The following is a 24,430-nucleotide window of genomic DNA, read 5'->3' as shown; positions in this document are numbered from 1 at the left end:
TTGATACCAATGCAAAATAATCGTTATCATAGTGTGACACGGATCTATACTTGAAGCTGCAACGTGGTATAGTGGTTATATAAAAACTTTTTTTATTATTAAAGCTTATTAACAGCGGCGTTTTTTTCACCATCAGGGTAAAACACGGTGTTTATGGCTTGTGAGTTTCAGCATACCGGGGCAACACCGATATACCTGGCTGCGGGTAAGCCGCAGTGTTTAACCTAGGATGGTATAAGATATGAAATTGCAGCAGCTTCGTTACATTGTGGAAGTGGTTAACCACAACCTGAATGTCTCCTCAACGGCAGAAGGGCTCTATACCTCGCAACCCGGCATCAGTAAACAGGTGCGCATGCTCGAAGATGAGCTGGGCATTCAGATCTTCGCCCGCAGCGGCAAACACCTGACCCAGGTCACTCCGGCCGGCCAGGAAATCATTCGCATCGCGCGTGAAGTGCTGTCCAAGGTGGACGCCATCAAAGCCGTTGCCGGTGAGCATACTTATCCGGACAAAGGTTCGCTGTACGTTGCCACCACGCATACCCAGGCTCGCTACGCTTTGCCCAACGTGATCAAAGGCTTTATCGAGCGTTACCCGCGTGTTTCGCTGCACATGCATCAGGGCTCGCCGACGCAGATTGCCGAAGCGGTCTCCAAAGGTACCGCCGATTTCGCCATCGCCACCGAAGCGCTGCATTTGTACGACGATCTCATCATGCTGCCATGCTACCACTGGAACCGCGCGGTAGTCGTGAAGCCCGATCATCCTCTGGCGGGCAAAAGCAGTATCAGCATTGAAGAGCTGGCGGCTTACCCGATCGTCACTTACACCTTCGGCTTTACCGGGCGTTCGGAGTTGGATACCGCCTTCAACCGCGCCGGCCTGACGCCGCGCATCGTCTTTACCGCCACCGACGCAGACGTGATCAAAACTTACGTGCGTCTGGGATTAGGGGTAGGGGTGATCGCCAGCATGGCGGTGGATCCAGTTCAGGATCCGGATCTGGTGACGGTGGATGCGCGCGATATCTTCACCTACAGCACCACCAAGATCGGTTTCCGCCGCAGCACCTTCCTGCGTAGCTACATGTACGACTTCATTCAGCGCTTTGCGCCGCACCTGACGCGCGACGTGGTCGACAGCGCGGTGGCGCTGCGTTCCAACGAAGAGATCGAAGCCATGTTCAAGGACATCAAGCTGCCGATTAAGTAAGCGCTGCCGTCGACGTCATTAAACAACACCCGGATTAGGCTTCCGCCTCTCCGGGTTTTTTACGAGCACGCACCAACGCCTTATGTGCAAGCCGCGCTAATCCAATCCTGGTTGGGGGAACGCGCCGAGCCGCTCTTACGCCAAACCGCTCCCCCTCTGCCAGTTTCATTAACTTTCTGAATAACATCCGGTCTGCCTTGAGACGGTCTATGCCTCGCTTGTTAGGAATCCTCTGAAAATAAGGTGTTTTTGTTCTGACGATGAGTTTTTTTTCTCTCGGAAGTTAAAGTGATGCTAACCAATTGCACCGGAGCCGCTTATCTCATGACCAGCCGTATCTCTGTCCAATTGCCCGTTGAGGGTCTGCTTTTTTGGAAGCTGACGGGCCGTGAAGCCCTGTCCGAGCCGTTTGCGCTTACGCTGACCTTGCTGGGCCGGGATGCCCGTATTAATCGCAGCGAGCTGCTGGGGCAACCGGTCACGGTGAATCTGCCGACGGGGCTGCTGTCAGCGGATCGCCATATCAATGGCAAGGTGACGCGCGTTGCCGTCAGCGCCGTCGAATTAAGTGGCACGCGTTATGCCGTGTATACGCTGACGGTGGAATCAGATCTATGGCCGATGAAACGGGATCGCAATCTGCGCATCTTCCAGGGCCAGACGGTGCCGCAAACGGTGCGTGCTTTGCTCAGCGAATATCAGGTGAACGTAGAGGATAAACTCACTGGCCGCTATCGGGTGTGGGATTACTGTGTCCAGTATCAGGAGAGCAGCCTCGATTTCATCAGCCGCCTCATGGAGCTGGAGGGGATCGTTTACCACTTTCGCCATGAGGCGGGCCGTCACACGTTGGTGCTGACGGATGCGGCAGGGCAGTATCAGCCGTTTAGCGGTTACGAGACGATACCTTACCATCAGACTCCGTCTGGCGGCAGCACCCTCGAGCAGGGCATCGGGCAATGGGCTCCGGAAGACAGCGTGACGCCGGGCATTTACGGTCTGGACGACTATGACTTCCGCAAGCCGAACGCCTGGCTGTTCCAGGCACGCCAAAACCCGGCCTCGCCGATGCCGGGCAGCATCGATGTCTACGATTGGCCGGGGCGCTATGTCGAGCACAGCGATGGGGAGTTCTACGCACGTGTGCGTCAGGAACGCTGGCAGGTGGAACATCAACAGATACACGGCACCGCAACGGCGATCGGAGTGGCGCCGGGCTATACCTTTACCCTGATCAACGCCCCATTTTTCAGCGATAACGGCGAATACCTGACGACGGCCGCCGATTACACGTTCTCCGAGAACCGCTACGCCAGCGGCGAAGACGGGGAGACGATTCATCGCATCGATTTTACGGTTATCCCGGCCGCCACCGTTTTTCGTCCGATGACGGTGACGCCGTGGCCGCGCACCTATGGCCCGCAAACGGCCAAGGTGGTGGGGCCCGCCGGCGAGAATATCTGGACGGACAAATACGGCCGGATAAAAGTGAAGTTTCACTGGGATCGCCGCGCTAAAGGGGATGATACCAGTTCGTGCTGGGTAAGGGTTTCGAGCGCCTGGGCGGGACAAGGGTTCGGTTCGGTACAAATACCTCGCGTCGGCGATGAAGTGGTGGTGGATTTTATCAATGGCGATCCGGATCGGCCGATTGTCACCGGGCGCGTCTACAACGAGGCGAGCATGCCGCCGTGGGTGCTGCCGGCGGCGGCCACGCAAATGGGTTTCATGACTCGCAGTAAGGATGGCAGTCGGGACAACGCCAGCTATCTGTTTTTCGAAGATAAGGCGGGCAGCGAGGCCGTGGAGCTGCATTCCGAAAAGGACATGAAGGTGTCGGTGGAAAATGACCAGCAGGTCAATATCGACGGTAACCGGACGACAACCATCCTCAAGCAACAGCAAGACGAAGTGACGGGCAATGCCACCTTCCACTACAAGGGCCAGCGCACCACCACGGTGGATCAAAAAGAAACCGGCTACTTCAATGCCGGTGTCGCTACGGAGATCAAAGCGGGGCGGACATTCGACATTAAAGACGGCGGCGACAAGGTAACGATCACAGGCGACCGCACCAGCGATATCGATGGGAATGAAAGCCATCACGTCACCGGAAAACTGACCGAGACCCTGGATAAAGGGCGCGATGTTAAGATCGGTGCCGGCGGCCACAAAGAGGACATCACCGGGGGCGTCACCCGCGAGATCAAAGGCGGTGTCACTGAAACGATCAAAGACGGCGTTACCACTAACATCAATAGCGGTAACTGGACGCAAAACGTCAACGCGGGAACCATTACGATTTACAGTCCGCAGCAGATCAAGATTGTCAGTGACGAAAAGATCAGCCTCGAAGCGCCAGAGTCCGTGTTCAATCCCAAGGTGCATAGCCTGACCGTGACCGCCTTTAGCGAAAGCGTTACCGGCAACAGCGTCTCGGCATCGGCGATCACCAGCAGCATGGTTGGCGTGTCCAACAGCCTGACGGGACTGTCAAATTCTTATAAGCTTAAAGAGTTTTCAAAGACGGCGTTTAAAACGGAAACGAACGGCGTAGTGGTGAATGTCGAGGTGACCAATATCAGCAACAGAACGCTGAATGTAACGAATAACTCGTTGTTTATAATTACATAAAATGGAGCAGCACACTTATGTCTCTGGCTGATATGTCGAAGTACTTTCTGTATGCGGGGATCGCCACCCCTGTCGTGATGGGTATTTTCTTTTACTGTATTTTTAAAAATAACGGCGGTAACTCGACCGAGATGTCCGCGGTTAAAAATTATCTCAACAAGGACAGCTGGCAAGGCGAGATTATCGCCTCGCACCTCGAGTCTTGTCGGCAAACCAACACCCGGTACGGCAATGACTTTTTCTTTGACGTCGATTTTTATCTCCCCGGCGACACCCGGCTCCACACCGCCAAAGCCCTGGTTCAGCCTGGCCAGATGCATCTGCTGCGCAAAGGGATGGGCATCAAGGTGAAGAAGGGCCGTAAGAATCAGCTGGCGGTTGTGGAGATGGATCTCACCGCTGAGCCGTTGTAAGCCAGCCTTTCCCTACAAAAACGCCGCATCGTTGCGTAATGCCAGTCAGTTAAGCCTGACTGGCATTTTTTATCCCATCTTTGTGTGTTTCGTGCAGCCTCATTGCCGTAAAACTCTCCCATTTCTCTGATGCCGTAGCGAACGGCAATGGGAGGGGCCGAAGGCGCGGCCCCTCCACCCGCGCCTTCGCTTAACACCGTCTGTCCGCTGTGCGGATACCCTCGCCGCGTCTGCATTGTCGGGCGGGTCGGCTACGACAAACGTCCCTGTTAGTCTCGCCTCAACCGGCCTTCCCTGGCCGGTTGCCCCTGACAATGCCGTCTTGCTCGGCAGCCGGTGATGCGCGCCAAAGGTCAACACCCGAGCTGGTGGCTACCGGGCAACCCGTCCTTTATGAGGTAATGGCAGAGAAGAGAAGTCGGAGATGAGCACGGTGTTGGGTGCCCTTGAAGACGCCGAACGCAGGCATAGCGCATTAAGAGAAACCGCCATGGACGGCGGTTTCAGGTGAGACAGGCAGGGACGCCTGTCGCAACCGGCCTCAATGCGCTATGGCGGAGAGAGGACAAATCTGCCTGGAGCAGATTTGAACGCTGCTTGCAGCGGCCCCGAAGGGGCGAGGCCCAGGGATGGGCTGAGTAAAGTTGGCAAAGCCAACCGTCTGATAGGGCAAAGGCGCGGGTTGCCAGGGGCCGCGCCTTCGGCCCCTGGCTCGGTCGAGGTGCGTGAGCCACATGGGGCATCTCACTTTTATCGACCGAAAATTTCACGAACGCCTGCATAAAAACGCTAACTGACAAGCATTACGCATCGTTGCGGCGTTTTTGTTGGCGTATTGCCTAACCCCTTGGCTGCGCTCGGACTTCTTCCCGTTGATTGTTCCTGCCTATCGCTGTGTGCAAAACGTGTTGTTATCAAAACGTTAACTTATCTTTGTGGTATCTTTAAACAAGACCTCAGTGATTACCCTGTTTTAGTCACAATAAGAAATGGAGGAGCTATGTCGTCCGATCTTCGTGAAACAAGTATGGATAAGCTGGTTGCGCTGAATAGCGAATATTACTATTACAGTCTGCCACTGGCGGCGAAGCAACTGGGTGATATCGACCGGTTGCCGAAATCAATGAAAGTGCTGTTGGAAAACCTGCTGCGCCATGTGGATGGCGACACCGTGCAGGTTGACGACCTCAAGGCCATCGTTGCCTGGCTGCAAACCGGCCATGCTGACCGTGAGATCGCCTATCGCCCGGCGCGCGTGCTGATGCAGGATTTTACCGGCGTTCCGGCGGTGGTGGATCTGGCGGCGATGCGTGAAGCGGTGCGGCGGCTGGGCGGCAATGTCGATCAGGTGAACCCGCTGTCGCCGGTGGATCTGGTGATCGACCACTCGGTCACCGTCGATGAGTTTGGCGATGACAGTGCTTTTGAAGACAACGTGCGTATCGAAATGCAACGCAACCACGAACGCTACACCTTCCTGCGCTGGGGGCAGAAAGCCTTCAACCGCTTCCGCGTGGTGCCGCCGGGCACCGGCATCTGTCACCAGGTTAACCTCGAATATCTTGGCCAAACGGTCTGGCACAGCGACGAAAGCGGTCGCCGTGTGGCTTATCCCGATACGCTGGTGGGCACCGACTCCCACACCACCATGATTAACGGCCTGGGCATTCTCGGTTGGGGCGTCGGCGGTATCGAAGCGGAAGCGGCGATGCTGGGCCAGCCGGTGTCGATGTTGATCCCGGACGTGGTCGGCTTCAAGCTGACCGGCAAGCTCCGCGAGGGCATTACCGCCACCGACCTGGTGCTCACCGTGACCCAAATGCTGCGCAAGCACGGCGTTGTCGGCAAATTCGTCGAGTTTTACGGTGACGGGCTGGCCGATCTGCCGCTGGCGGATCGGGCAACCATCGCCAACATGTCGCCGGAGTTCGGCGCCACCTGTGGCTTCTTCCCGGTGGATGATGTCACGCTCGGCTATATGAAACTCAGCGGCCGCAGTGCCGAACAAATCGCCTTGGTGGAAGCCTACGCCAAGGCGCAGGGTATGTGGCGTAACCCGGGTGATGAACCGGTCTTCACCAGCTCGCTGGCGCTGGATATGTCGACGGTGGAAGCCAGCCTTGCCGGGCCGAAACGCCCGCAGGATCGCGTCGCGCTGCCGAATGTGCCGCAGGCGTTCAAGGCTGCCACCGAGTTGGATATCGGCGGCCACAAGGCCAAGAGCGACAGCAAAACCTTTACGCTGGACGGGCAGCAGCACGAACTGCGCGACGGCGCGGTGGTGATCGCGGCGATTACCTCCTGCACCAATACCTCCAACCCGAGCGTGATGATGGCGGCCGGCCTGTTGGCGAAAAACGCCGTCAAGAAAGGGTTGCGCAGCAAGCCCTGGGTAAAAACCTCGCTGGCGCCGGGTTCCAAAGTGGTGACCGACTACTTCGACAGCGCCAAACTCACCGCCTATCTGGAGGAGCTGGGGTTCAACCTGGTGGGGTATGGCTGTACCACCTGTATCGGTAACTCCGGCCCGCTGCCGGATCCGATCGAGCAGGCGATCAAAGAGGGCGATCTGACCGTAGGCGCAGTGCTGTCGGGCAACCGCAACTTCGAAGGGCGCATTCACCCGCTGGTGAAAACCAACTGGCTGGCCTCGCCGCCGCTGGTGGTGGCTTATGCGCTGGCGGGCAGCATGAAGATTGATCTGACCAAAGAGCCGCTGGGCGCGGGCAACGACGGTCAACCGGTCTACCTGAAGGACATCTGGCCGAGCAGCCAGGACATCGCTCAGGCGGTGGAAGAAGTGCGCACCGAGATGTTCCACAAGGAATACGGAGAAGTGTTCGACGGCGACGCCAACTGGCAGGCGATCCAGGTGACCGGTTCGGCGACCTATCAGTGGCAGGCTGATTCTACCTATATCCGCCATCCGCCGTTCTTCAGCACCATGAAGGTGAAGCCGGACCCGGTGCAGGACATCAAAGACGCGCGCATTCTGGCGATTCTGGCCGATTCGGTGACCACCGACCATATCTCGCCGGCAGGTAACATCAAGCGCGACAGCCCGGCGGGGCGTTACCTGAGCGAGCACGGCGTGGCGCCGCAGGATTTTAACTCCTACGGCTCGCGCCGCGGCAACCACGAAGTGATGATGCGTGGCACCTTCGCCAATATCCGCATCCGCAACGAAATGGTGCCGGGCGTGGAAGGGGGCTATACCCGCCATATTCCGTCGCAGCAGCAGCTGTCTATCTACGACGCCGCCATGCAGTATCAGCAAGAGAAGGTGCCGCTGGCGGTGATCGCCGGTAAAGAGTACGGCTCCGGCTCCAGCCGTGACTGGGCGGCGAAAGGGCCGCGCCTGCTGGGCGTGCGGGTGGTGATCGCCGAGTCCTTCGAACGTATTCACCGTTCCAACCTGATTGGCATGGGGATTTTGCCGCTGGAGTTCCCGCAAGGGGTGACGCGCAAAACGCTGGGGCTGACCGGGGATGAGCAGATCAGCGTCGGTGGTCTGCAGCAGCTGCAGCCGGGCCAGACGGTACCGGTGCATATTACCTATGCTGACGGGCGCAAGGAAGTGATCGACACCCGTTGCCGCATCGATACCGGCAATGAGCTAACCTACTACGAAAACGACGGCATCCTGCACTATGTGATCAGAAAAATGCTGTAATCAAGCAATAAAAAGGGCGCCGCAAGGCGCCCTGATTGTTTCCGCCGCGGCGGCGATCACTTCTGGTCGAGCAAATGGCCCATTTTGGCGGCCTTGGTCGCCAGGTAGCGTTCGTTCTTCGGGTTGCGGCCGACGATCAGCGGCACGCGCTCGCTGATGTTGATGCCGGCTTCGGTCAGGATCTCGACCTTTTTCGGGTTGTTGGTCAGCAAACGCACCGCGTCGACGCCCAGCAGCTTGAACATGTCGGCGCACAGGGTGAAGTCGCGCTCGTCGGCGGCGAAGCCGAGCTGATGGTTGGCTTCCACGGTGTCAGCGCCCTTATCCTGCAGGGCGTAGGCGCGGATTTTGTTCAACAGGCCGATATTGCGGCCCTCCTGGCGATGATAAAGCAGGATGCCGCGGCCTTCTTCGGCGATCTGCTCCAGCGCGGCTTCCAGTTGAAAACCGCAGTCGCAGCGCAGGCTGAACAAGGCATCGCCGGTCAGACACTCGGAATGCACGCGCGCGAGCACCGGCGCTTCGCCGGAAATATCACCGAATACCAGCGCCAGATGGTCATGCCCGGTCGCCAGTTCTTCGAATCCTACCATCAGGAAATCGCCCCAAGGTGTCGGCAGTTTAGCCTCTGCCACCCGTTTAAGCTGCATGTCATTCTCCACAAAAGCGTACGATTCAATCATTGTCGCGCATCCTAAATCCGGTTCGATAAATTGACCAAGACTAAAACGTGCTACGCCGATCTCTATTTCGTTAATTATCGGCTATTTTGCCACAACTTCTTGCCGGGCGGTGCTCAGCAAACCAGCAGATGGCGTTTTCTGGCCACCTATTATTGCGATAGGTTGCCTATCTGTTTATTTTTTCGCGTGTTATCAAGATTGCACTCTTGTTACACTGCAGCCTGATTCACGCAGAGGAAAACGGGAATGTATGAGATAGCAAAACGCACGGCGGGCGGCGCGTTGCTGCTGCTGTTGATGCCGCTGGTGGTCTGGGTATCCGGCTGGCATTGGCAACCGGGCGGCAATGACCAGCTGCTGAAAGTGCTGTACTGGGTGACTGAAACCGTGACCTCGCCGTGGGGCATTCTGACCAGCGCGATCCTCTGCGGCTGGTTTTTGTGGTGCCTGCGCTTTCGGCTGAAGCCGGCCATCGGGCTGGCGATGCTGCTTTTCGCCGCGCTGTTGATTGGGCAGGGCGTCAAGTCGTTGATCAAGGATCGGGTGCAAGAACCGCGTCCTTTCGTGGTGTGGCTGGAGCAAACCCACGGCGTGGACGGCAAGTATTTCTACTCGCTGGATCGCAAAGAGCGCAGCGCGCTGGTGCGCGAGCAGTTGCAAGACCAGACGCTGGTGCCGAGCTGGCTGCGCAAGCACTGGCAGTTTGAAACCGGCTTCGCTTTCCCGTCGGGGCACACGATGTTCGCCGCCACCTGGGCGCTATTGGGCGTAGGGTTGCTGTGGCCACGACGCCATTACAAAACCGTCGCGCTGCTGATGGTGTGGGCGGCCGGCGTGATGGGTAGCCGCCTGATGCTGGGCATGCACTGGCCGCGCGATCTGGCGATGGCTACGCTAATCAGCTGGTTGCTGGTGGTGGTTACCTGCTGGCTGGCGCAGCGCTGGTTCGGCCCGCTGACGCCGCCGCCGCAAGAGCAGCATGAAATCGCGGCGTGCAAGCCGGAATAAGCACGCTTCTTGCAGGCGCCAGTCAGGCGCCTGCCACCAACACCTTTACCCCTACTTTCTCAAAGGCCTGTATGGCGGTATGGCTGATACCGTCATCGGTAATCAAATAGTCGATATGCTGCCAGTCGCAGGGCAAAGCGAACATCGACACCTTATCGATTTTGCTTGAATCGGCAACCACATACACCGTATTGGCTGCGTTGATCATCGCCGTTTTCAGTTTGATGTCGGTTTCGCTTGGGAAACTGAGTCCATGGCGGGGTGAGATGCAGGCCGTCGCGAGGAACAGTTTCTGGGCCAACACGTTTTCGAAGAAGCTGGCGGCTTTGTCCCCTGAAGTGGAGAGCGTCGGAAATTTGAACGAGCCGCCGGTCAGCAAAATGTTCACGCCCGGTTCGCCGCCCAGCTGCAACGCGATATTGACGCCGGTGGTGATAACGGACAGTTTCTTGATGTGGCTCAGGTGATTGGCGATAGCTGTGGTAGTGGTGCCCGAGTCAAGAATGATGGTGTCGCCCGGCTCGATAAAACCGGCGGCGAGCTTGCCGATGCGATCCTTGGCGGTCAGGTTGACCTGGCGCTCCAGCAGCATGGCATGGGTATTTTGCTTGCCATCGACCAAGGTTGCGCCGCCGTGAAAACGCTGCACATAGCCTTGTTGCTGCAGAACCCGCAGGTCGGTACGAATGGTCGCCTCGGTCAGCTTGAAGGTATCGGTAAGCATTTTGACCGTCGCCGAGCCGTCTTCGCGGATCATGTCGAGGATCTTTTCGCGCCGTTGCTGCATTTCCGCCAGCTGTTCGCTTTTGCTTTTCAATCGAAAGACTCCTGCACCAGTCAGTTCCGCCGTGCCGCTTGCCACGGCAATTCCTTATTGATGCGCTGAATTCTAGCTCGCGGTTATTGATAAAGCTATTGAAAACCCCGGCCAACTCACATTGGCTTTTATTCGAAAATGTCATTCAAACCACATTAATCAGCATGACAAACCACGATGCAGTAACTAACTTTGTTTTATTTAATTGTTATTAAACAACTTTTATTGCCTGTGTTTTGTTTGTTGGATGCTTTTGCTTGAAATTTGATCTTGCCCGCATTAATTATCGTTTTTGCTGAATATGATTTCCATTCGAAAATAAAAGGCGAGTTAACGGATCGGTTTCGATGCGATAACGATAATCAAGGCGCTCAAGCAGAGGTGACGATGGACTTCCTGACGATTAAAAACACGGCGCGCCTGGCGCGCCGATATGTGCTGACCATGAACCATAAGGCAGGCAAGGGCCATACCGGCGCCGATCTGTCGGAAATCGACATCATCTGCACCTTGTATATGGCGGTGATGGATCGCAGCAATGCCAGGCCCGATCAGGATCGGTTCATTTTATCTAAAGGGCACGGCGCCGGCGGTTTTTACTGCAGCTGTGCGGCGATGGGCCTGCTCGATCCGGCGGTGCTCGATCAGTTTATGGGCGACGACACCTTGCTGGCCGGGCATCCGGTACGGCAGAAGCTGCCGGAGCTGGTCGAGATTAACTCCGGCGGTTTAGGGCATGGCCTGCCGATCGCCGTGGGGCTGGCGCTGGGCAACAAATTGGCCGGGCGCGCGCACCGCCGCGCTTTCGTGTTGCTGGGTGACGGTGAACTGGCGGAGGGATCCAACTGGGAGGCGGCGATGGCGGCCAGCAAATTCAAGCTGGATAACCTGATTGCCATCGTCGATCGCAACCGGCTGCAGCTGGCGGGCAAGACAGAGGCCATCATGCCGCTGGAACCGCTGGCGGAAAAGTGGCGCGCTTTCGGTTTCGAAACCCTGGAGTGCGACGGGCACGATCCTGCGGCGCTGGTGGCGGCGATCCAACGCCCGAGTCAGGACAAACCGCGGGTGATTTTGGCCAATACCGAAAAGGGTCACGGCGTGTCGTTTATGGCTAACGTTGCCGCCTGGCATCACGCGGTACCGGACGAACAACAGCTGGCGCAGGCGCTGGCGGAACTGGAGGGGTGAACATGCAGGATTTACGCGATGCCGTGGTGACGGCGTTGATTGAACAGCAACTGGCGGGTGCGGATCTGAGCGTGATGGTGGCGGACTCCACGTCCACGTCGAAAATTGCACCTTTTGAACAGGCTTATCCAGAGCGGGTGGTGAACGTCGGTATCGCCGAGCAGAACATGGTGGGCATGGCCGCCGGCATGGCGCTCAGCGGCAGAACGGTCTTTACTGCCAACGCGGCGCCTTTCCTGTTCGCGCGTTCCAACGAGCAGATGAAGAACGACGTTTGCTACACGGAAACCAACGTGAAAATGCTCGGCCTGAATGCCGGATTCGGCTATGGGCCGCTGGGGGCGACGCACCACTGCATGAACGATATCGCCATCGCCCGCACGCTGGGTAATCTCAGCATCTATGCGCCTGCGGACGCGCGGCAAGCGGCGGAGATTGTCCGCCATGTCATCGCGCAACCCGGCCCAGCCTATATCCGTATGGACAGCGACAAGCTGCCGGTGTTGAACGCGAACTATCACTTCCGTCCCGGAGAGCCGGAGGTGTTGCATCAGGGCTCTGACAGTCTGGTGTTTTGCCTGGGAACGGTGGCTCATGAGGCGATGAAGGTGCTGGAGTTGGGCGAAAACCCGACCATCGTTTCGCTGCCTTCGCTCTGGCCGCTCAATGAGGCGGCGGTAGTGGCGTTGATACGTTCGCACCGCCGGGTGCTGACCATGGAGGAGCACGCCCTCAGCGGCGGCCTGGGCACTATCATCGGTGAGCTGTTGCTGCGGCATCAGCTGTCGCGGCCGTTTACCGCACTGGGCATGCCGGCTTATGAATTTACCCACAGCAGCAGTCGGGCGGCGCTGCGGCGGCAATACGCCATCGACGCAGCAGGATTGCAGGCGCAATTAACTCAATAGGGGGAATGCGATGGAGCGGAACGAGTACGACGTTAATTTGCGCTACGGTGTCGATAGCCGGATGTCGCTGGCTGGGAAGGTTGTGGTGATCACCGGCGGTCTGGGCGGCATCGCGATGGCCGCCAATCGCCTGCTGCTGGAAAAGGGCGCGCGCCTGGTATTGATGTACCCGGCCTTTGAACAGGACAAGGCCGCGGCGGCGCTGCGAGAGTTGGGTGAAGAACAGGTATTCTGCCAGGTGTGCGACGTGACCGATTCCGACTCGGTGGCTGCCGCCTTCAACGCGGCTCAATATCGCTTTGGCCGGCTCGATATCCTGGTCAACTGCGCGGGCTACGTCAATTTGCAGCCGGCGACGGAGGTCACGCTCGAGGAGTGGCAGCGCCATCTGGCGGTCAATCTCACCGGGCCCTTCCTGTGTTCGCAGGAACTGGCGCGCCGTGCGATAACCGCCGGCCACGGCGGTAAAATCATCAACATCGCATCGCAGGCGGCCTCCATCGCCATTGACGATCACTGCGCATACACCTCCGCCAAGGCGGGGCTGCTGGGCATGACCAAGGTGATGGCCAAAGAATGGGCGCCGCACGGCATTACGGTCAACACGTTATCGCCCACCGTGGTGCTGACGCCTATGGGAGAGAAAGCCTGGCGCGGCGAGAAGGGCGAGGCGATGAAAAAGCTGATCCCGCTGGGGCGTTTTGCTTATACCGACGAAATTGCGGCGGCGATCCTGTTTTTTGCCAGCAACGGCAGCGACATGATCACCGGCGCGGACCTGATGATCGACGGCGGTTTTACCATTTGGTAAGCGGCAACCGCAGCGATCGCCAACACCAGACGATGTTCAACACAACGATAAGAGAACACCATCATGAGAAAAATAGCCACTTACCTTACCCTGCTCACCGGTTTTGCCTGTACCTCAGCCATGGCGGCGGAAAAGGGCACGATCGCCATTCTGGTCAACTCGCTGGATAACCCTTATTACTCCGCAGAGGCCAAAGGGGCTGAAACCAAAGCCAAGTCCCTCGGCTACCAGACGCTGGTGTTGTCGCACGGCGAAGACGTTAAGCGCCAAGGGGAGCTGATCAGCCTGGTAATCGGCCGCAAGGTTCAGGGCATCATTTTGGATAATGCCGATTCCCAAGCCAGCGTCGCCGCCGTGCAGCAGGCGAAAAACGCCGGCATTCCGGTGGTGTTGATCAACCGCGAGATCCCGGTTGACGGCGTGGCGCTGGCGCAGATCACCCATAACAACTTCCAGGCCGGCTCGGACGTCGCCAACCAGTTTGTGGAAAAAATGGGGGAAACCGGCAAATACGCTGAGCTGACCTGCAACCTGGCGGACAATAACTGCGTCACGCGCTCGCAGTCGTTCCATAACGTGATCGACCAATATCCAGAGATGGTCAGCGTGGCGCGGCAGGACGCCAAGGGCAACCTGCTGGAAGGGAAACGCATCATGGACAGCATCCTGCAGGCGCACCCGGACATCAAAGGCGTGATCTGCGGCAACGGCCCGGTCGCGTTGGGCGCCGTAGCGGCGCTCAAGGCCGCCGGCCGGCAGGATGTCACCGTAGTGGGGATCGACGGCAGCAATGATGAGCGCGACGCCATTCTTAACGGTAGCCTCTACGCCAGCGTGATGTTGCAGGCGCAGGCGATCGCCGCGCAGGGCGTTGAAATCCTCGATGGCTATTTCCAATCCGGCAGCTATACCGGCAAGGAGCGCGTGATGTTCCGCGGCATCCTGATCGGCAAAGACAATGCGCAACGGGTCAGTGACTTCAACTTCAAACCGTAATCCGCGCTGAGCGGCGTCTTTCATCACCCCGTCCCGGCGGCGGGGTGCGATCGGAGGTGTTGTTATGTCGATGCGCATTGCGCTGGCCGTCACCGTCGTCTTGACGTTGAGCGGTTGCCGTATCGTCTCGGAGAAAAAGCTGGCGGAGCTTCGCTCCCCGGTGAATCCGCATGTGGCACAGGCGGCGGAGATTTACCGCAGCCAAATCGCCCCGCAAGCGGTCAAAACGGCGCAACCGCTGGGCGAACTGATCGCCCGGATCGCCCAGGCCAAGGATTTTGACAGCGCCTGCGGTCTGCTGGGGTACCGCGCTCAACCGGAGTTTCCTTGTTATTTCAACGTTAAGGTCAGCGGTGAAGTCGCGGCGGTCAACACCCGTTCGCGCAGCGGAAAATTAACGCTCAAACTGGCCGATGCGCCGCTCGGTAGCGTGGAGGTGCAGATCGGGCCGGTTTATCGCGGTACGGCGTTGCGCGACAGCTATCGCGGCCTGAGCTACAGCGATTTCAATGACCAAGTATTGTTCGGCGATTTTGCCAGGGCGATCAATCAGGCTTCGATCGACGAACTGGCCGGATCCCAGCCCAAGGTGGGTGACCACATTACCGTGTATGGCGTATTCAGCAGCTGGCAGGCACCTGCCGAGCCGCTGTTGATCACGCCGGTACGCATTCAACCTTAAGGGGGCGTGATGAGCGAACCGGTCATTATTCAAACGCGCAACGTTTCGCGTCTCTATCCCGGCGTCACGGCATTGGATAGCGTGAGTTATCAAGTGTTTCGCAATCAGGTCAATGTCCTGATCGGCGAAAACGGCGCCGGCAAATCGACCATGATGAAGCTGTTGGCGGGGGTGGAAACCCCGTCCTCCGGCACCATCGAGCTGGAGGGGGAAGCGGTGACGTTAACCTCCACGCAGAAGGCGGAGCGGCTCGGGATCAGCATTATTTTCCAGGAGCTGAATCTGTTCCCCAATATGTCGGTGATGGACAACATTTTTATGGCCAACGAGTTCTTCCAGCGTGGCCGCATCAATGTGGACTATCAATATCAGCTGGCCAAGTCCTTGCTGCAGCGGCTGGAGTTGGACATCGATCCGCATACGCCGTTGGGCAGTCTCGGCATCGGTCATCAGCAGCTGGTGGAAATTGCTCGCGCGTTGGCGAAGGACACCCGGGTGCTGATCATGGATGAGCCGACATCGGCGCTGAGCCAGGCTGAAGTGCGCACGCTGTTTCGGGTGATCGCCGATCTGAAAAAACGCGGCGTCACCATCATCTACATTTCTCACCGTCTGGAAGAGCTGATGGAGATTGGCGATCGCATCACAGTGTTCCGCGACGGGCGTTTTGTTGCCGCGGAGCCGGTCTGCAACGTCAGCATCCCGTGGATCATCGAAAAGATGGTCGGGGAAAAGAGCAAGCACTTTGACTATTGCGCGGCAGAGAAAGGGGATGAAGTGCTGAAGGTCGAGCGGTTGACGCTGCCGCGTGAAAGCGGCGGCTATTGCCTTGACGACGTCAGTTTTTCACTGCGCAAAGGGGAAGTCATCGGCATTTATGGCCTGTTGGGCGCCGGCCGCACCGAACTGTTCAAAGTGATCAACGGCGTGATTCGCCAGACCGCCGGCCGCATTCTGCTCAACGGCAAAAGCGTGGAGCGGCTGGGGTTTCGTCAACGCATGGCGTTGGGCATGGCGCTGGTGCCGGAGGACAGGCAGGCGGAGGGGTTGGTGCAGATGATGTCTATCAAGGCCAACATGACCCTGGCCAGCCTGGGGCGCAATGCACTGCGGCCGTTGGCGGCGGCTGGGGAGTGCGCGCTGGTCGATGGCATGATTGAAAAACTGGCGATCAAGGTGAGTGACCGGGAGCTGCCAATCACCAGCCTGAGCGGCGGCAATCAGCAGAAAGTAGTGTTGGGCAAGGCGCTGCTGACCGGGCCGCAGGTGGTGTTTCTCGATGAGCCGACGCGCGGAATCGACGTCGGTGCTAAAACGGACGTTTATCACCTGATTGGCGCGATGGCACGCCAGGGGCTGGCGGTGATGTTCTCTTCGTCGGAGCTGGATGAGGTGGTCTCACTAGCCGACCGGGTGATGGTGATGGCGGACGGGAAGCTGACGGCCGATCTGCCGCGTGAACGGGCCGATCGCGAAACGCTGATCCGCGCCTCAACCCCTCATGCATAAGGATAAGGCAATGCAAACCAAGTATCGGTTGTATATGTATTTGCTGCAGGCGCGCACCTTCATCGCCCTGTTGCTGGTGGTGCTGTTCTTCAGCAGCATGGTGCCGAATTTTCTGACCGTCTCCAATCTGCTGATCATGACGCAGCACGTGGCGATTACCGGGCTGCTGGCGGTCGGCATGACGCTGGTGATCCTCACCGGCGGCATCGATTTGTCGGTCGGCGCGGTGGCGGGCTTGTGCGGGATGATCGCCGGTGCGCTGTTGACCGTCGGCATTCCGCTGTGGGATGGCAACCGGCTGTTTCTCAACGTCTTTGAAGTGATCGGCGCAGTGGCGCTGTTGGGTGTGTTGTTGGGTTTGATCAACGGCACGCTGATTACGCGGCTCGGCGTTGCGCCGTTCATCTGTACCCTGGGCGCAATGTACGTGGCGCGTGGGGCAGCGTTGCTGACGGCGGACGGCAAAACCTACCCCAATCTGGTGGGCATGGACGCGCTGGGCAACACCGGTTTCGCGGCCCTGGGATCCGGCACCTTTCTGGGGATTTACAACCCGATTTGGCTGATGTTGGCCATCGTGTTGTTGGGGATCTATCTCACCAAGAAAACGCCGCTGGGCCGTTATATCTATGCGATTGGCGGCAATGAGCCGGCCGCGCGGCTGTCGGGGGTGCCGATCGTAAAAGTGAAAATGTTCGTCTATGCCTTTTCCGGGCTGTGCGCGGCGCTGGTGGGGCTGGTCATCGCTTCACAATTGCAAACCGCGCACCCGATGACCGGCAATATGTTCGAGATGGACGCCATCGGCGCGACGGTGTTGGGCGGTACGGCGCTCAGCGGCGGCCGCGGCAGGGTGTTCGGTTCGATCATCGGCGCTTTTGTGATCGTATTTCTGGCGGACGGCTTGGTGATGATGGGGGTCAGCGAGTTCTGGCAAATGGTGATTAAAGGGCTGGTGATCGTCACCGCCGTGGTGATTGATCAGTTCCAGCAGCGTTTGCAGAGCAAGGTCATTCTGATGCAGCGCCAGGAAAAAAAAGCGGCGCAGCCGCTGGCTGAGGTGAGCCATGGTTAAAGCGGATTGTATTGTCGCGTTGGACGAGGGCACCAGCAACGCCAAGGCCGTGGTGGTGGATGTGCAGGGAGCAATCGTCGCCAGGGCCAGCAGGCCGCTGACGTTGCAGACGCCGCAGCCTGGTTGGGTGGAGCAGCGGGGCGAGGCCTTACTGACAGCCTCTCTGGCGGTGCTGCGGGAAGCTATTGCGTTGGCAGGCGCATCCCGCATTGCCGGTATCGCCATCAGCAACCAACGTGAAACCGCCATCGGCTGGCGGCGTTCCGACGGCCAGCCGATCGGGCCGGCCTTAACCTGGCAATGCGCGCGCTCCGCCGATTTCTGTGAACGATTGCGGCATGATCGGCAGGCCGAAGTGGTGCGCCGCGTCACCGGCCTGCCGCTTTCACCGCTGTTCTCGGCGTCGAAAATGCGTTGGTTGCTCGATCATTGCGAAGAGGGGCAACGGATGGCGGAGAACGGAGAGATCTGTCTTGGCACCATCGATGCCTGGCTGCTGTGGCAGTTGAGCGGAGGACTGGCATTCGGCTGCGATACCTCCAATGCCGCTCGTACTCAACTGCTGAATCTTGTTTCCGGCGATTGGGACGAGCGGATGCTGGCGCTGTTCAACATTCCTCGTCAGGCGCTGCCGACGATCTACCCTTCCAGCCATCTGTTCGGCACGACGTTGGGATTGGAAGGCATTGCCGACGGCATTCCGATTGGCGCCATGGTGGGCGATTCGCATGCGGCATTGTACGGCCATGCGCTTGGCCAGGCGGGGCAGGTTAAGGCCACCTATGGTACTGGATCATCGGTGATGGCACCGATCGCCGAAGTGAAATGTGGCACGAGCGCTCTGGCAACGACCGTCGCCTGGCGCGATGGTGGGCGTATGCAGTATGCGCTGGAGGGCAATATTCCCCACACCGGCGACGCCATTGCCTGGATGCTGGATATCACCGCCATGTCGCCGGGGGACGATACGCCGTTAAGTGAACTGCCTGTTCGCGTGCCGGACAGCGGCGGCGTTTATTTTGTACCGGCGCTGACCGGGGCCGGTGCGCCCTGGTGGGACGAACAGGCGCGCGGCGTGATCTGCGGGCTCAGCCGCGGCACGCGGCGGGAACATCTGGTGCGGGCCGCTTTTGAAGCGGTGGCTTATCAAATCGCCGATGTGATCGACGTATTGCGGCAACAGCCGGGCTTTGTACTGCAGGGGTTAATGGCCGATGGCGGCCCCAGCCGCAATGACTGGCTGATGCAGTTTCAGGCCGATCTGTTGGGTTGCCCGGTGTGGCGCAGCAACACGGCGGAACTCTCGGCGCTGGGGGTGGCGCTGATGGCGATGCGCAGCCTGTGGGGAACTCCCGAGCAGCAACTGGCGGCATTGTTGCCTCAACATGATGAATTTAAACCCGATATGCAGCGCCATCAGCAGCTGCAGGAAAACTACAGCGCCTGGCGGCAGGCGGTACAACGCACCTTGTGGCGGCCGCAAGCGGCTTCATTGATGACAGGAGAACAACCATGAATCGTGATTTCACGGGAAAAACGGTGGTGATCACCGGCGCATGCCGCGGCATTGGAGCGGGTATCGCTGAGCGTTTCGCCAGTTTGGGCGCCAACCTGGTGATTGCATCGAATGCGGAACGCATTCTGACCACGGCGGAAACGCTGCGCCAGCGTTATCGGGTGGCGGTTCTGCCGGTCATCCTCGACGTGACCGATGAGGCACAGGTGATTGATTTTTATCGTCAAGCATGGGAGCGGTTCGGCGCGATCGACGTTTCCATTCAAAATGCAGGGGTGATCACTATCGATCGTTTTGACCAGATGCCCAAAAGCGATTTTGATAAAGTGTTGGCGGTAAATACCACTGCTGTGTGGCTTTGCTGCCGGGAGGCGGCCAAATATATGGTCGGCCAACGCCGGGGGCGGCTGATCAACACTTCTTCTGGACAGGGACGTAACGGGTTCATTTACACACCGCATTACGCCGCCAGCAAAATGGGCGTGATCGGCATTACGCAAAGTTTAGCGCTTGAACTGGCGCCGCATGGCATCACTGTCAATGCATTCTGCCCCGGCATCATTGAAAGCGAGATGTGGGAATATAACGACCGCGTTTGGGGAGAAATTCTCAGTGGCCCGGAAAAAACTTACGGCAAAGGAGAGTTGATGGCCGAGTGGGTGGCGGGCATTCCGCTCAAGCGCGCCGGTCAACCCGAGGACGTAGCGGGTCTCGTGGCCTTCCTTGCCTCTGACGATGCCGGCTATATTACCGGCCAAACCATCAATGTGGACGGTGGATTAATCATGTCATAACGTGACTATGTCACAAAAAGGCGGCGTCAGATCGGCGCCGCATTAACCGCTTACATTTTCCCGCCATTGCAATCCGCCCGGTTGCCCCCATATCCTTATAAATTCGACGTTTTGAGAAGCTTTCTCATCAATTTGTTCGCTAAGGCCGTTTACTGCCGAATATGCCAGCAGATATGTGGTTTTATCGTGCCGCAGGGTTTCCCTGCCGCAACGGGAAATGCTAACTTAAGGGTTAGGGACGCCACGTTTTGGCATCGTTCATCCGATTCACTCGGCATCGCGGGAAAGAATGTGAAATATTTGCTGATTTTTTTGTTGGTTCTGGTGATCTTCGTGATTTCCGTCACCTTGGGTGCGCATAACGATCAGGTGGTCAATTTTAACTATCTGGTTGCGCAGGGCGATTATCGCGTATCGACCCTGTTGGCCACGCTGTTTGGCGCCGGTTTCGTTCTCGGCTGGATCATTTGCGGTTTGTTCTACCTGCGCACCCGTATTGCGCTGGGCCGCGCCGAGCGCAAGATCAAAAGGCTGGAGCTGCAGCTTGAGCAGCCCGCTGAACCGGCGGCACAGCCCGTTGTCAGCAAGGAATAATCCTCTATGTTAGAACTGCTGTTTCTGTTGCTGCCCGTGGCTGCCGCGTACGGTTGGTACATGGGGCGCAGAAGCGCTCAGCAGGATAAACAGCAAGAAGCCAACCGCCTGTCGCGTGAATATGTGGCAGGGGTGAACTTTCTGCTTTCCAACCAGCAGGACAAGGCGGTCGATCTGTTCCTCGACATGTTGAAAGAGGACAGTAACACCGTTGAAGCCCACCTGACGTTGGGTAACCTGTTCCGTTCGCGCGGCGAAGTCGACCGCGCCATCCGCATCCATCAGGCCTTGATGGAAAGCGCCTCCCTGACTTTTGAACAGCGTCTGCTGGCGGTACAGCAGCTGGGCCGCGACTATATGGCGGCCGGGCTGTACGATCGCGCGGAAGATATGTTCAGCCAGTTGACTGACGAAGCGGATTTTCGCGTATCGGCGCTGCAGCAGCTGCTGGTGATCCATCAGGCCACCAGCGATTGGCAAAAAGCGATCGACGTGGCGGAAAGGTTGGTCAAGCTGGGTAAAGAGAAACAACGCGTCGAGATCGCACACTTTTATTGCGAACTGGCGCTGCAGGCGATGGGCAGCGACGATCTCGATCGGGCGATGAGCCTGCTCAAGCGTGCGGACGCAGCCGATAAACAGTGCGCGCGCGTGTCCATCATGTTCGGGCGCATCTACATGGCGCAAAACGACTACGCCAAAGCGGCAGAGTCGCTGCAGCGCGTCCTGAGCCAGGATAAAGAGTTGGTCAGCGAAACGCTGCCGATGCTGCAGGAATGCTATGCGCATCTGCCGGAACAGCAGCACAATTGGGCTGAATTCCTTAAGCGCTGCGTGGAAGAGAATACCGGTGCCACCGCCGATCTGATGCTGGCCGAGATTATCGAGCAGCACGAAGGGCGCGATGTGGTACAGGTCTATATCAACCGCCAGCTGCAACGCCATCCGACCATGCGGGTGTTCTACCGGTTGATGGATTATCATTTGGCGGACGCCGAAGACGGCCGGGCGAAAGAGAGCCTGCTGCTGTTGCGCGACATGGTCGGCGAGCAAATTCGCACCAAGCCGCGTTACCGATGCCACAAATGCGGCTTCACCGCACACTCGCTCTATTGGCATTGTCCGTCGTGTCGCGCCTGGTCATCGGTCAAACCGATCCGCGGTCTGGACGGGCAATAACGCGGCGGCGTGACAAAATAAAACGGGGCGATCTGTCGCCCCGTTTTTTTATGTTCGTCTGTTCGTCGTTTACTTCTTCTTGCCGCCTTTAGCGCCGGTTTTCAACAGCTGGCGCAGTTTCTTCAGCTCTTTCTGGCTCAGCGGCTGTTCAATTTCTTCTTCAGTGCTTTGGTTGTCGATCTCGCCATGGTGCAGCTCATCCGCCTTTTTGGCCGGTTTCTCCGCCTTGGCGACGGGCGCGCTGAAGCTGCTTTCCAGGCGCTGGCACACTTCCACGCTCAACGAAAATTCGTTTTCAGCGGCGGCAGCGCGGATTTTTTCCTTGAGTTCCAGAGGAATTTTAATGGTAAGTGTCGATATCTCGCTCATTTTGAAAGCCTTTCTGCAGGAAGATGCGTTCAAGCTAAGCCACTGGCGATCGGGTGTCTAGTGTGTAATAAAAATTTAATATTTCTGCAACAAATGAGGGCGGGGCAAACGCGGGTTTTTTAGGCGAGAAACAGAGGCAGAGGCAGGGCCCGAGCGTGCGGGCCCTGTACCGGAAACATTATTTATAGATAATCGCGGTGCCGCTCAGCATGTTGTTACCGCCGGCGGAGATGATGCGGTAGCTGCTGGCACCCTGAGCGTCGGCTTTAGCGGCCAGCTTTTTCTCCAGGCTGCTGAGGGTGGTCGCGTGGCCTGCGGAAACGATGCCGGTGGCGGTCAGGTTATCGGCCTGCTGGCTGTTGACCGGTTCAGCGGCGAAAGTGGCGAAAGAGGTCAGTGCGATAGCGGCAGCGGCTGCAAAATATTTGATGGTTTTCATGGGTGACTCCAGTCTGTTTATTTAGGAAGGAAGCCATTCGCTTCCGATGGACTGAATAATAAAGCATCTGCATAGATTGAAAATCTTATAATGCTGAGTAAGTCATTCAAAATATCTGATTAACAATTTACGCATCTTTACGGCGTTTTACGCTGCGTGGTTTATCGCTGATGCGCCTTTGTTGACGCGCCATGACAAAGGTGAGCGGTAACATGACAAAGCGGCGGTGTGCGCTGCGGCTGGGATTTCTGGCCCCCGGCATGTAGAATGCGGCGGTCAGTTTCGCGGGTGAGTCCCTGATTATGTCTATTTTACAGAAGGTAGAAGAAATGAAGTCTGAAAATAACACTAATAACAATGACTTAAAATCATCTCCAATCGTTGTGGCGTTAGATTACGCCGATAAGAACGCTGCGTTGGCGTTCGCCGACCGTATCGATCCGCAAGACTGCCGGCTGAAAGTGGGCAAAGAAATGTTCACGCTGTTTGGGCCGCAGCTGGTGCGTGATTTGCACGGGCGCGGCTTCGACGTATTTCTCGACCTGAAATTCCACGATATTCCCAATACCACCGCGCATGCGGTTGCGGCGGCGGCCGAGCTGGGCGTTTGGATGGTCAACGTCCATGCCAGCGGCGGCGCGCGCATGATGACCGCTGCTAAAGAAGCGTTGGCGGCATTCGGGGCGGATGCGCCGCTGCTGATTGCCGTGACGGTGCTCACCAGCATGGAAGCGGAAGACCTGCGCGGCATTGGCATCGAGGCCAGCCCGGCGGAACACGCCGAGCGCCTGGCGCGCCTGACCCGCGACTGCGGGCTGGATGGCGTGGTGTGTTCGGCGCACGAAGCGCAGCGGCTGAAGGCGGCCTGCGGGCAGGCTTTCCAGCTGGTGACACCGGGGATCCGCCCTGAAGGCAGCGCGGCGGGCGACCAGCGCCGTATCATGACACCGGTGCAGGCACAGGCTGCCGGTGTGGACTATATGGTGATTGGGCGTCCGATCACCCAATCTGCCGATCCGGCAGCGACGCTGCGCGCGATCCGCGCCTCTTTGGCCTGAGGAACCGCGATGAATGACGATAACAGCCGCCTGGTGTATTCCACGGACACCGGCCGTATCAAGCAGGAAGAGGTTAAACCGCAACGCGCCAAGGGCGACGGCATCGTGCGCCTTCAACGCCAGACCAGCGGCCGCAAGGGGAAGGGCGTATGCCTGATTACCGGCGTCGATCTGGATGATGCCGCGCTCGACAAATTGGCGGCCGAGCTCAAAAAGAAATGCGGCTGCGGCGGTTCGGTGAAAGACGGGATCATCGAGATCCAAGGTGACAAACGCGATCTGCTCAAACAGCTGCTGGAAGCCAAAGGGATGAAGGTCAAACTGGCGGGCGGTTGAGGTGAATCGCCATGCCGCAGTGCAATGCTGCGGCATGGCTTGAGGTTGTTGCTGCGGGGGTTAGCCCGTTAATGGCAAAAGAACCATAGACTGAAAGTAAAACAGACCTGAAATCATCGTTATTCTGGTTAATACGTCAAAGCGCCGAGGCGCTTTTGCCGGCCTGTCGGCCGAGGGCTTTCGGTCAGGTTATTTACCAACCTGGTGACCGATAATGCCACCCACTGCAGCCCCACCCAGCGTGCCCAACGCACTGCCGTTGGTCAGCACTGCGCCGCCGACTGCACCGGCGCCGGCACCGATAGCGGTGTTGCGATCGCGTTTGGACATGTTGGAACAGGCGCTGAGTGAAAACGCCAGAGTCAGTGCCAGAGCGGCGGTGGCGAAACGTTTATTAATAATCATCATAATGACTTCTCCTTAGCATTGGCTATATGGAAGTGCCCTATAAGTATAGGCGTTAACCATAAATCAGGCCTGCCGTTGGTTCCCATACAGTATCGATATAAAGAATGGCATTTTTTGTTAA

At 57.9% G+C, this 24,430-nt stretch carries 23 protein-coding genes; 18 read left to right on the top strand and 5 right to left on the bottom strand.

Going from position 1 to position 24,430, the window contains the following annotated elements; genetic code table 11:
* Positions 1-241 precede the first annotated feature (241 nt).
* The 4 genes from cysB (at position 242) to acnA (ending at position 7,936) form a co-directional block, all read left to right on the top strand.
* On the top strand, positions 242-1,216 hold the full coding sequence (gene cysB / locus EGY12_RS19810; RefSeq protein WP_004930690.1) for an HTH-type transcriptional regulator CysB: 975 nt from the start codon (positions 242-244) through the stop codon (positions 1,214-1,216).
* A 324-nt stretch (positions 1,217-1,540) separates the two neighbouring features.
* Positions 1,541-3,850 (top strand): type VI secretion system Vgr family protein, encoded by a 2,310-nt coding sequence (locus EGY12_RS19805; protein WP_123895106.1) that lies wholly within the window; start codon positions 1,541-1,543, stop codon positions 3,848-3,850.
* Between the two features lie 17 nt (positions 3,851-3,867).
* Positions 3,868-4,263 (top strand): hypothetical protein, encoded by a 396-nt coding sequence (locus EGY12_RS19800; protein ID WP_053089239.1) that lies wholly within the window; start codon positions 3,868-3,870, stop codon positions 4,261-4,263.
* Between the two features lie 1,000 nt (positions 4,264-5,263).
* Positions 5,264-7,936 (top strand): aconitate hydratase AcnA, encoded by a 2,673-nt coding sequence (acnA, locus tag EGY12_RS19795; RefSeq protein WP_123895105.1) that lies wholly within the window; start codon positions 5,264-5,266, stop codon positions 7,934-7,936.
* A 56-nt stretch (positions 7,937-7,992) separates the two neighbouring features.
* Here the strand turns inward: acnA and ribA are convergent, their stop codons facing one another.
* Positions 7,993-8,586: a GTP cyclohydrolase II gene (ribA, locus tag EGY12_RS19790; RefSeq protein WP_004930678.1), complete on the bottom strand. Its 594-nt coding sequence runs from the start codon at positions 8,584-8,586 to the stop codon at positions 7,993-7,995.
* A gap of 279 nt (positions 8,587-8,865) precedes the next feature.
* On the opposite strand from ribA, the gene pgpB reads away from it, so the two are divergent.
* The gene (pgpB, locus tag EGY12_RS19785) at positions 8,866-9,627 is read left to right on the top strand and encodes a phosphatidylglycerophosphatase B (protein ID WP_123895104.1); all 762 of its coding nucleotides are present in this window, start codon (positions 8,866-8,868) and stop codon (positions 9,625-9,627) included.
* A 22-nt stretch (positions 9,628-9,649) separates the two neighbouring features.
* Here pgpB and EGY12_RS19780 read toward each other — a convergent pair whose 3' ends face one another.
* On the bottom strand, positions 9,650-10,444 hold the full coding sequence (locus EGY12_RS19780) for a DeoR/GlpR family DNA-binding transcription regulator (protein ID WP_123895103.1): 795 nt from the start codon (positions 10,442-10,444) through the stop codon (positions 9,650-9,652).
* Positions 10,445-10,831: 387 nt separating this feature from the next.
* Between EGY12_RS19780 and EGY12_RS19775 the strand changes: the two genes are divergently transcribed.
* From EGY12_RS19775 to lapB, 11 genes are all read left to right on the top strand, one after another.
* Entirely contained in the window at positions 10,832-11,635 is an 804-nt protein-coding gene (locus EGY12_RS19775; RefSeq protein ID WP_123895102.1) for a transketolase, read from the top strand.
* A gap of 2 nt (positions 11,636-11,637) precedes the next feature.
* The gene (locus EGY12_RS19770; protein WP_123895101.1) at positions 11,638-12,543 is read left to right on the top strand and encodes a transketolase family protein; all 906 of its coding nucleotides are present in this window, start codon (positions 11,638-11,640) and stop codon (positions 12,541-12,543) included.
* Positions 12,544-12,553: 10 nt separating this feature from the next.
* Entirely contained in the window at positions 12,554-13,354 is an 801-nt protein-coding gene (locus EGY12_RS19765; RefSeq protein ID WP_123895100.1) for a GolD/DthD family dehydrogenase, read from the top strand.
* Positions 13,355-13,417: 63 nt separating this feature from the next.
* On the top strand, positions 13,418-14,350 hold the full coding sequence (locus EGY12_RS19760; protein ID WP_049195436.1) for a D-ribose ABC transporter substrate-binding protein: 933 nt from the start codon (positions 13,418-13,420) through the stop codon (positions 14,348-14,350).
* Between the two features lie 64 nt (positions 14,351-14,414).
* Positions 14,415-15,032, top strand: a complete 618-nt coding sequence (locus EGY12_RS19755; protein WP_123895099.1) for a DUF2291 family protein — start codon at positions 14,415-14,417, stop codon at positions 15,030-15,032.
* Between the two features lie 9 nt (positions 15,033-15,041).
* On the top strand, positions 15,042-16,541 hold the full coding sequence (locus tag EGY12_RS19750) for a sugar ABC transporter ATP-binding protein (protein ID WP_123895098.1): 1,500 nt from the start codon (positions 15,042-15,044) through the stop codon (positions 16,539-16,541).
* Between the two features lie 10 nt (positions 16,542-16,551).
* Entirely contained in the window at positions 16,552-17,616 is a 1,065-nt protein-coding gene (locus EGY12_RS19745) for an ABC transporter permease (RefSeq protein WP_123895097.1), read from the top strand.
* Positions 17,609-19,132, top strand: coding sequence for an FGGY family carbohydrate kinase (locus EGY12_RS19740; protein WP_123895096.1), 1,524 nt, complete (start codon positions 17,609-17,611; stop codon positions 19,130-19,132). The genes EGY12_RS19745 and EGY12_RS19740 overlap by 8 nt, the downstream gene beginning before the upstream one ends.
* Positions 19,129-19,926, top strand: coding sequence for an SDR family oxidoreductase (locus EGY12_RS19735; RefSeq protein WP_123895095.1), 798 nt, complete (start codon positions 19,129-19,131; stop codon positions 19,924-19,926). Before EGY12_RS19740 ends, EGY12_RS19735 begins: the two co-directional genes overlap by 4 nt.
* Before the next feature lie 291 nt (positions 19,927-20,217).
* Entirely contained in the window at positions 20,218-20,520 is a 303-nt protein-coding gene (locus tag EGY12_RS19730) for a LapA family protein (protein WP_004930650.1), read from the top strand.
* Between the two features lie 6 nt (positions 20,521-20,526).
* A complete protein-coding gene (gene lapB / locus EGY12_RS19725) occupies positions 20,527-21,699 on the top strand; it encodes a lipopolysaccharide assembly protein LapB (protein ID WP_038874443.1) in 1,173 nt (390 codons plus the stop codon).
* Positions 21,700-21,768: 69 nt separating this feature from the next.
* Here lapB and EGY12_RS19720 read toward each other — a convergent pair whose 3' ends face one another.
* On the bottom strand, positions 21,769-22,068 hold the full coding sequence (locus EGY12_RS19720; protein WP_123895094.1) for an Arc family DNA-binding protein: 300 nt from the start codon (positions 22,066-22,068) through the stop codon (positions 21,769-21,771).
* 178 nt (positions 22,069-22,246) lie between these two features.
* Positions 22,247-22,507: a YdgH/BhsA/McbA-like domain containing protein gene (locus EGY12_RS19715; protein WP_049200066.1), complete on the bottom strand. Its 261-nt coding sequence runs from the start codon at positions 22,505-22,507 to the stop codon at positions 22,247-22,249.
* Between the two features lie 329 nt (positions 22,508-22,836).
* On the opposite strand from EGY12_RS19715, the gene pyrF reads away from it, so the two are divergent.
* Together pyrF and yciH are read left to right on the top strand one after the other, a co-directional pair.
* Complete coding sequence (gene pyrF, locus EGY12_RS19710; protein ID WP_172962940.1) at positions 22,837-23,565, top strand: orotidine-5'-phosphate decarboxylase; 729 nt, start codon at positions 22,837-22,839, stop codon at positions 23,563-23,565.
* A gap of 9 nt (positions 23,566-23,574) precedes the next feature.
* A complete protein-coding gene (yciH, locus tag EGY12_RS19705) occupies positions 23,575-23,901 on the top strand; it encodes a stress response translation initiation inhibitor YciH (protein WP_049200065.1) in 327 nt (108 codons plus the stop codon).
* A 189-nt stretch (positions 23,902-24,090) separates the two neighbouring features.
* Here yciH and osmB read toward each other — a convergent pair whose 3' ends face one another.
* Positions 24,091-24,309 (bottom strand): osmotically-inducible lipoprotein OsmB, encoded by a 219-nt coding sequence (gene osmB / locus EGY12_RS19700; RefSeq protein ID WP_004930634.1) that lies wholly within the window; start codon positions 24,307-24,309, stop codon positions 24,091-24,093.
* Positions 24,310-24,430: the final 121 nt, after the last annotated feature.

Source organism: Serratia sp. FDAARGOS_506, assembly GCF_003812745.1.
In the GTDB taxonomy this organism is placed as follows: domain Bacteria; phylum Pseudomonadota; class Gammaproteobacteria; order Enterobacterales; family Enterobacteriaceae; genus Serratia.
This window is presented reverse-complemented; position numbering and strand designations above follow the sequence as displayed.

Coding starts and splice junctions, on each gene's coding strand:
- cysB (WP_004930690.1), top strand. CDS start 242: ATGAAATTGCAGCAGCTTCGTTACATTGTGGAAGTGGTTAACCACAAC.
- EGY12_RS19805 (WP_123895106.1), top strand. CDS start 1,541: ATGACCAGCCGTATCTCTGTCCAATTGCCCGTTGAGGGTCTGCTTTTT.
- EGY12_RS19800 (WP_053089239.1), top strand. CDS start 3,868: ATGTCTCTGGCTGATATGTCGAAGTACTTTCTGTATGCGGGGATCGCC.
- acnA (WP_123895105.1), top strand. CDS start 5,264: ATGTCGTCCGATCTTCGTGAAACAAGTATGGATAAGCTGGTTGCGCTG.
- ribA (WP_004930678.1), bottom strand. CDS start 8,586: ATGCAGCTTAAACGGGTGGCAGAGGCTAAACTGCCGACACCTTGGGGC.
- pgpB (WP_123895104.1), top strand. CDS start 8,866: ATGTATGAGATAGCAAAACGCACGGCGGGCGGCGCGTTGCTGCTGCTG.
- EGY12_RS19775 (WP_123895102.1), top strand. CDS start 10,832: ATGGACTTCCTGACGATTAAAAACACGGCGCGCCTGGCGCGCCGATAT.
- EGY12_RS19770 (WP_123895101.1), top strand. CDS start 11,638: ATGCAGGATTTACGCGATGCCGTGGTGACGGCGTTGATTGAACAGCAA.
- EGY12_RS19765 (WP_123895100.1), top strand. CDS start 12,554: ATGGAGCGGAACGAGTACGACGTTAATTTGCGCTACGGTGTCGATAGC.
- EGY12_RS19760 (WP_049195436.1), top strand. CDS start 13,418: ATGAGAAAAATAGCCACTTACCTTACCCTGCTCACCGGTTTTGCCTGT.
- EGY12_RS19755 (WP_123895099.1), top strand. CDS start 14,415: ATGTCGATGCGCATTGCGCTGGCCGTCACCGTCGTCTTGACGTTGAGC.
- EGY12_RS19750 (WP_123895098.1), top strand. CDS start 15,042: ATGAGCGAACCGGTCATTATTCAAACGCGCAACGTTTCGCGTCTCTAT.
- EGY12_RS19745 (WP_123895097.1), top strand. CDS start 16,552: ATGCAAACCAAGTATCGGTTGTATATGTATTTGCTGCAGGCGCGCACC.
- EGY12_RS19740 (WP_123895096.1), top strand. CDS start 17,609: ATGGTTAAAGCGGATTGTATTGTCGCGTTGGACGAGGGCACCAGCAAC.
- EGY12_RS19735 (WP_123895095.1), top strand. CDS start 19,129: ATGAATCGTGATTTCACGGGAAAAACGGTGGTGATCACCGGCGCATGC.
- lapB (WP_038874443.1), top strand. CDS start 20,527: ATGTTAGAACTGCTGTTTCTGTTGCTGCCCGTGGCTGCCGCGTACGGT.
- EGY12_RS19720 (WP_123895094.1), bottom strand. CDS start 22,068: ATGAGCGAGATATCGACACTTACCATTAAAATTCCTCTGGAACTCAAG.
- EGY12_RS19715 (WP_049200066.1), bottom strand. CDS start 22,507: ATGAAAACCATCAAATATTTTGCAGCCGCTGCCGCTATCGCACTGACC.
- pyrF (WP_172962940.1), top strand. CDS start 22,837: ATGAAGTCTGAAAATAACACTAATAACAATGACTTAAAATCATCTCCA.
- yciH (WP_049200065.1), top strand. CDS start 23,575: ATGAATGACGATAACAGCCGCCTGGTGTATTCCACGGACACCGGCCGT.
- osmB (WP_004930634.1), bottom strand. CDS start 24,309: ATGATGATTATTAATAAACGTTTCGCCACCGCCGCTCTGGCACTGACT.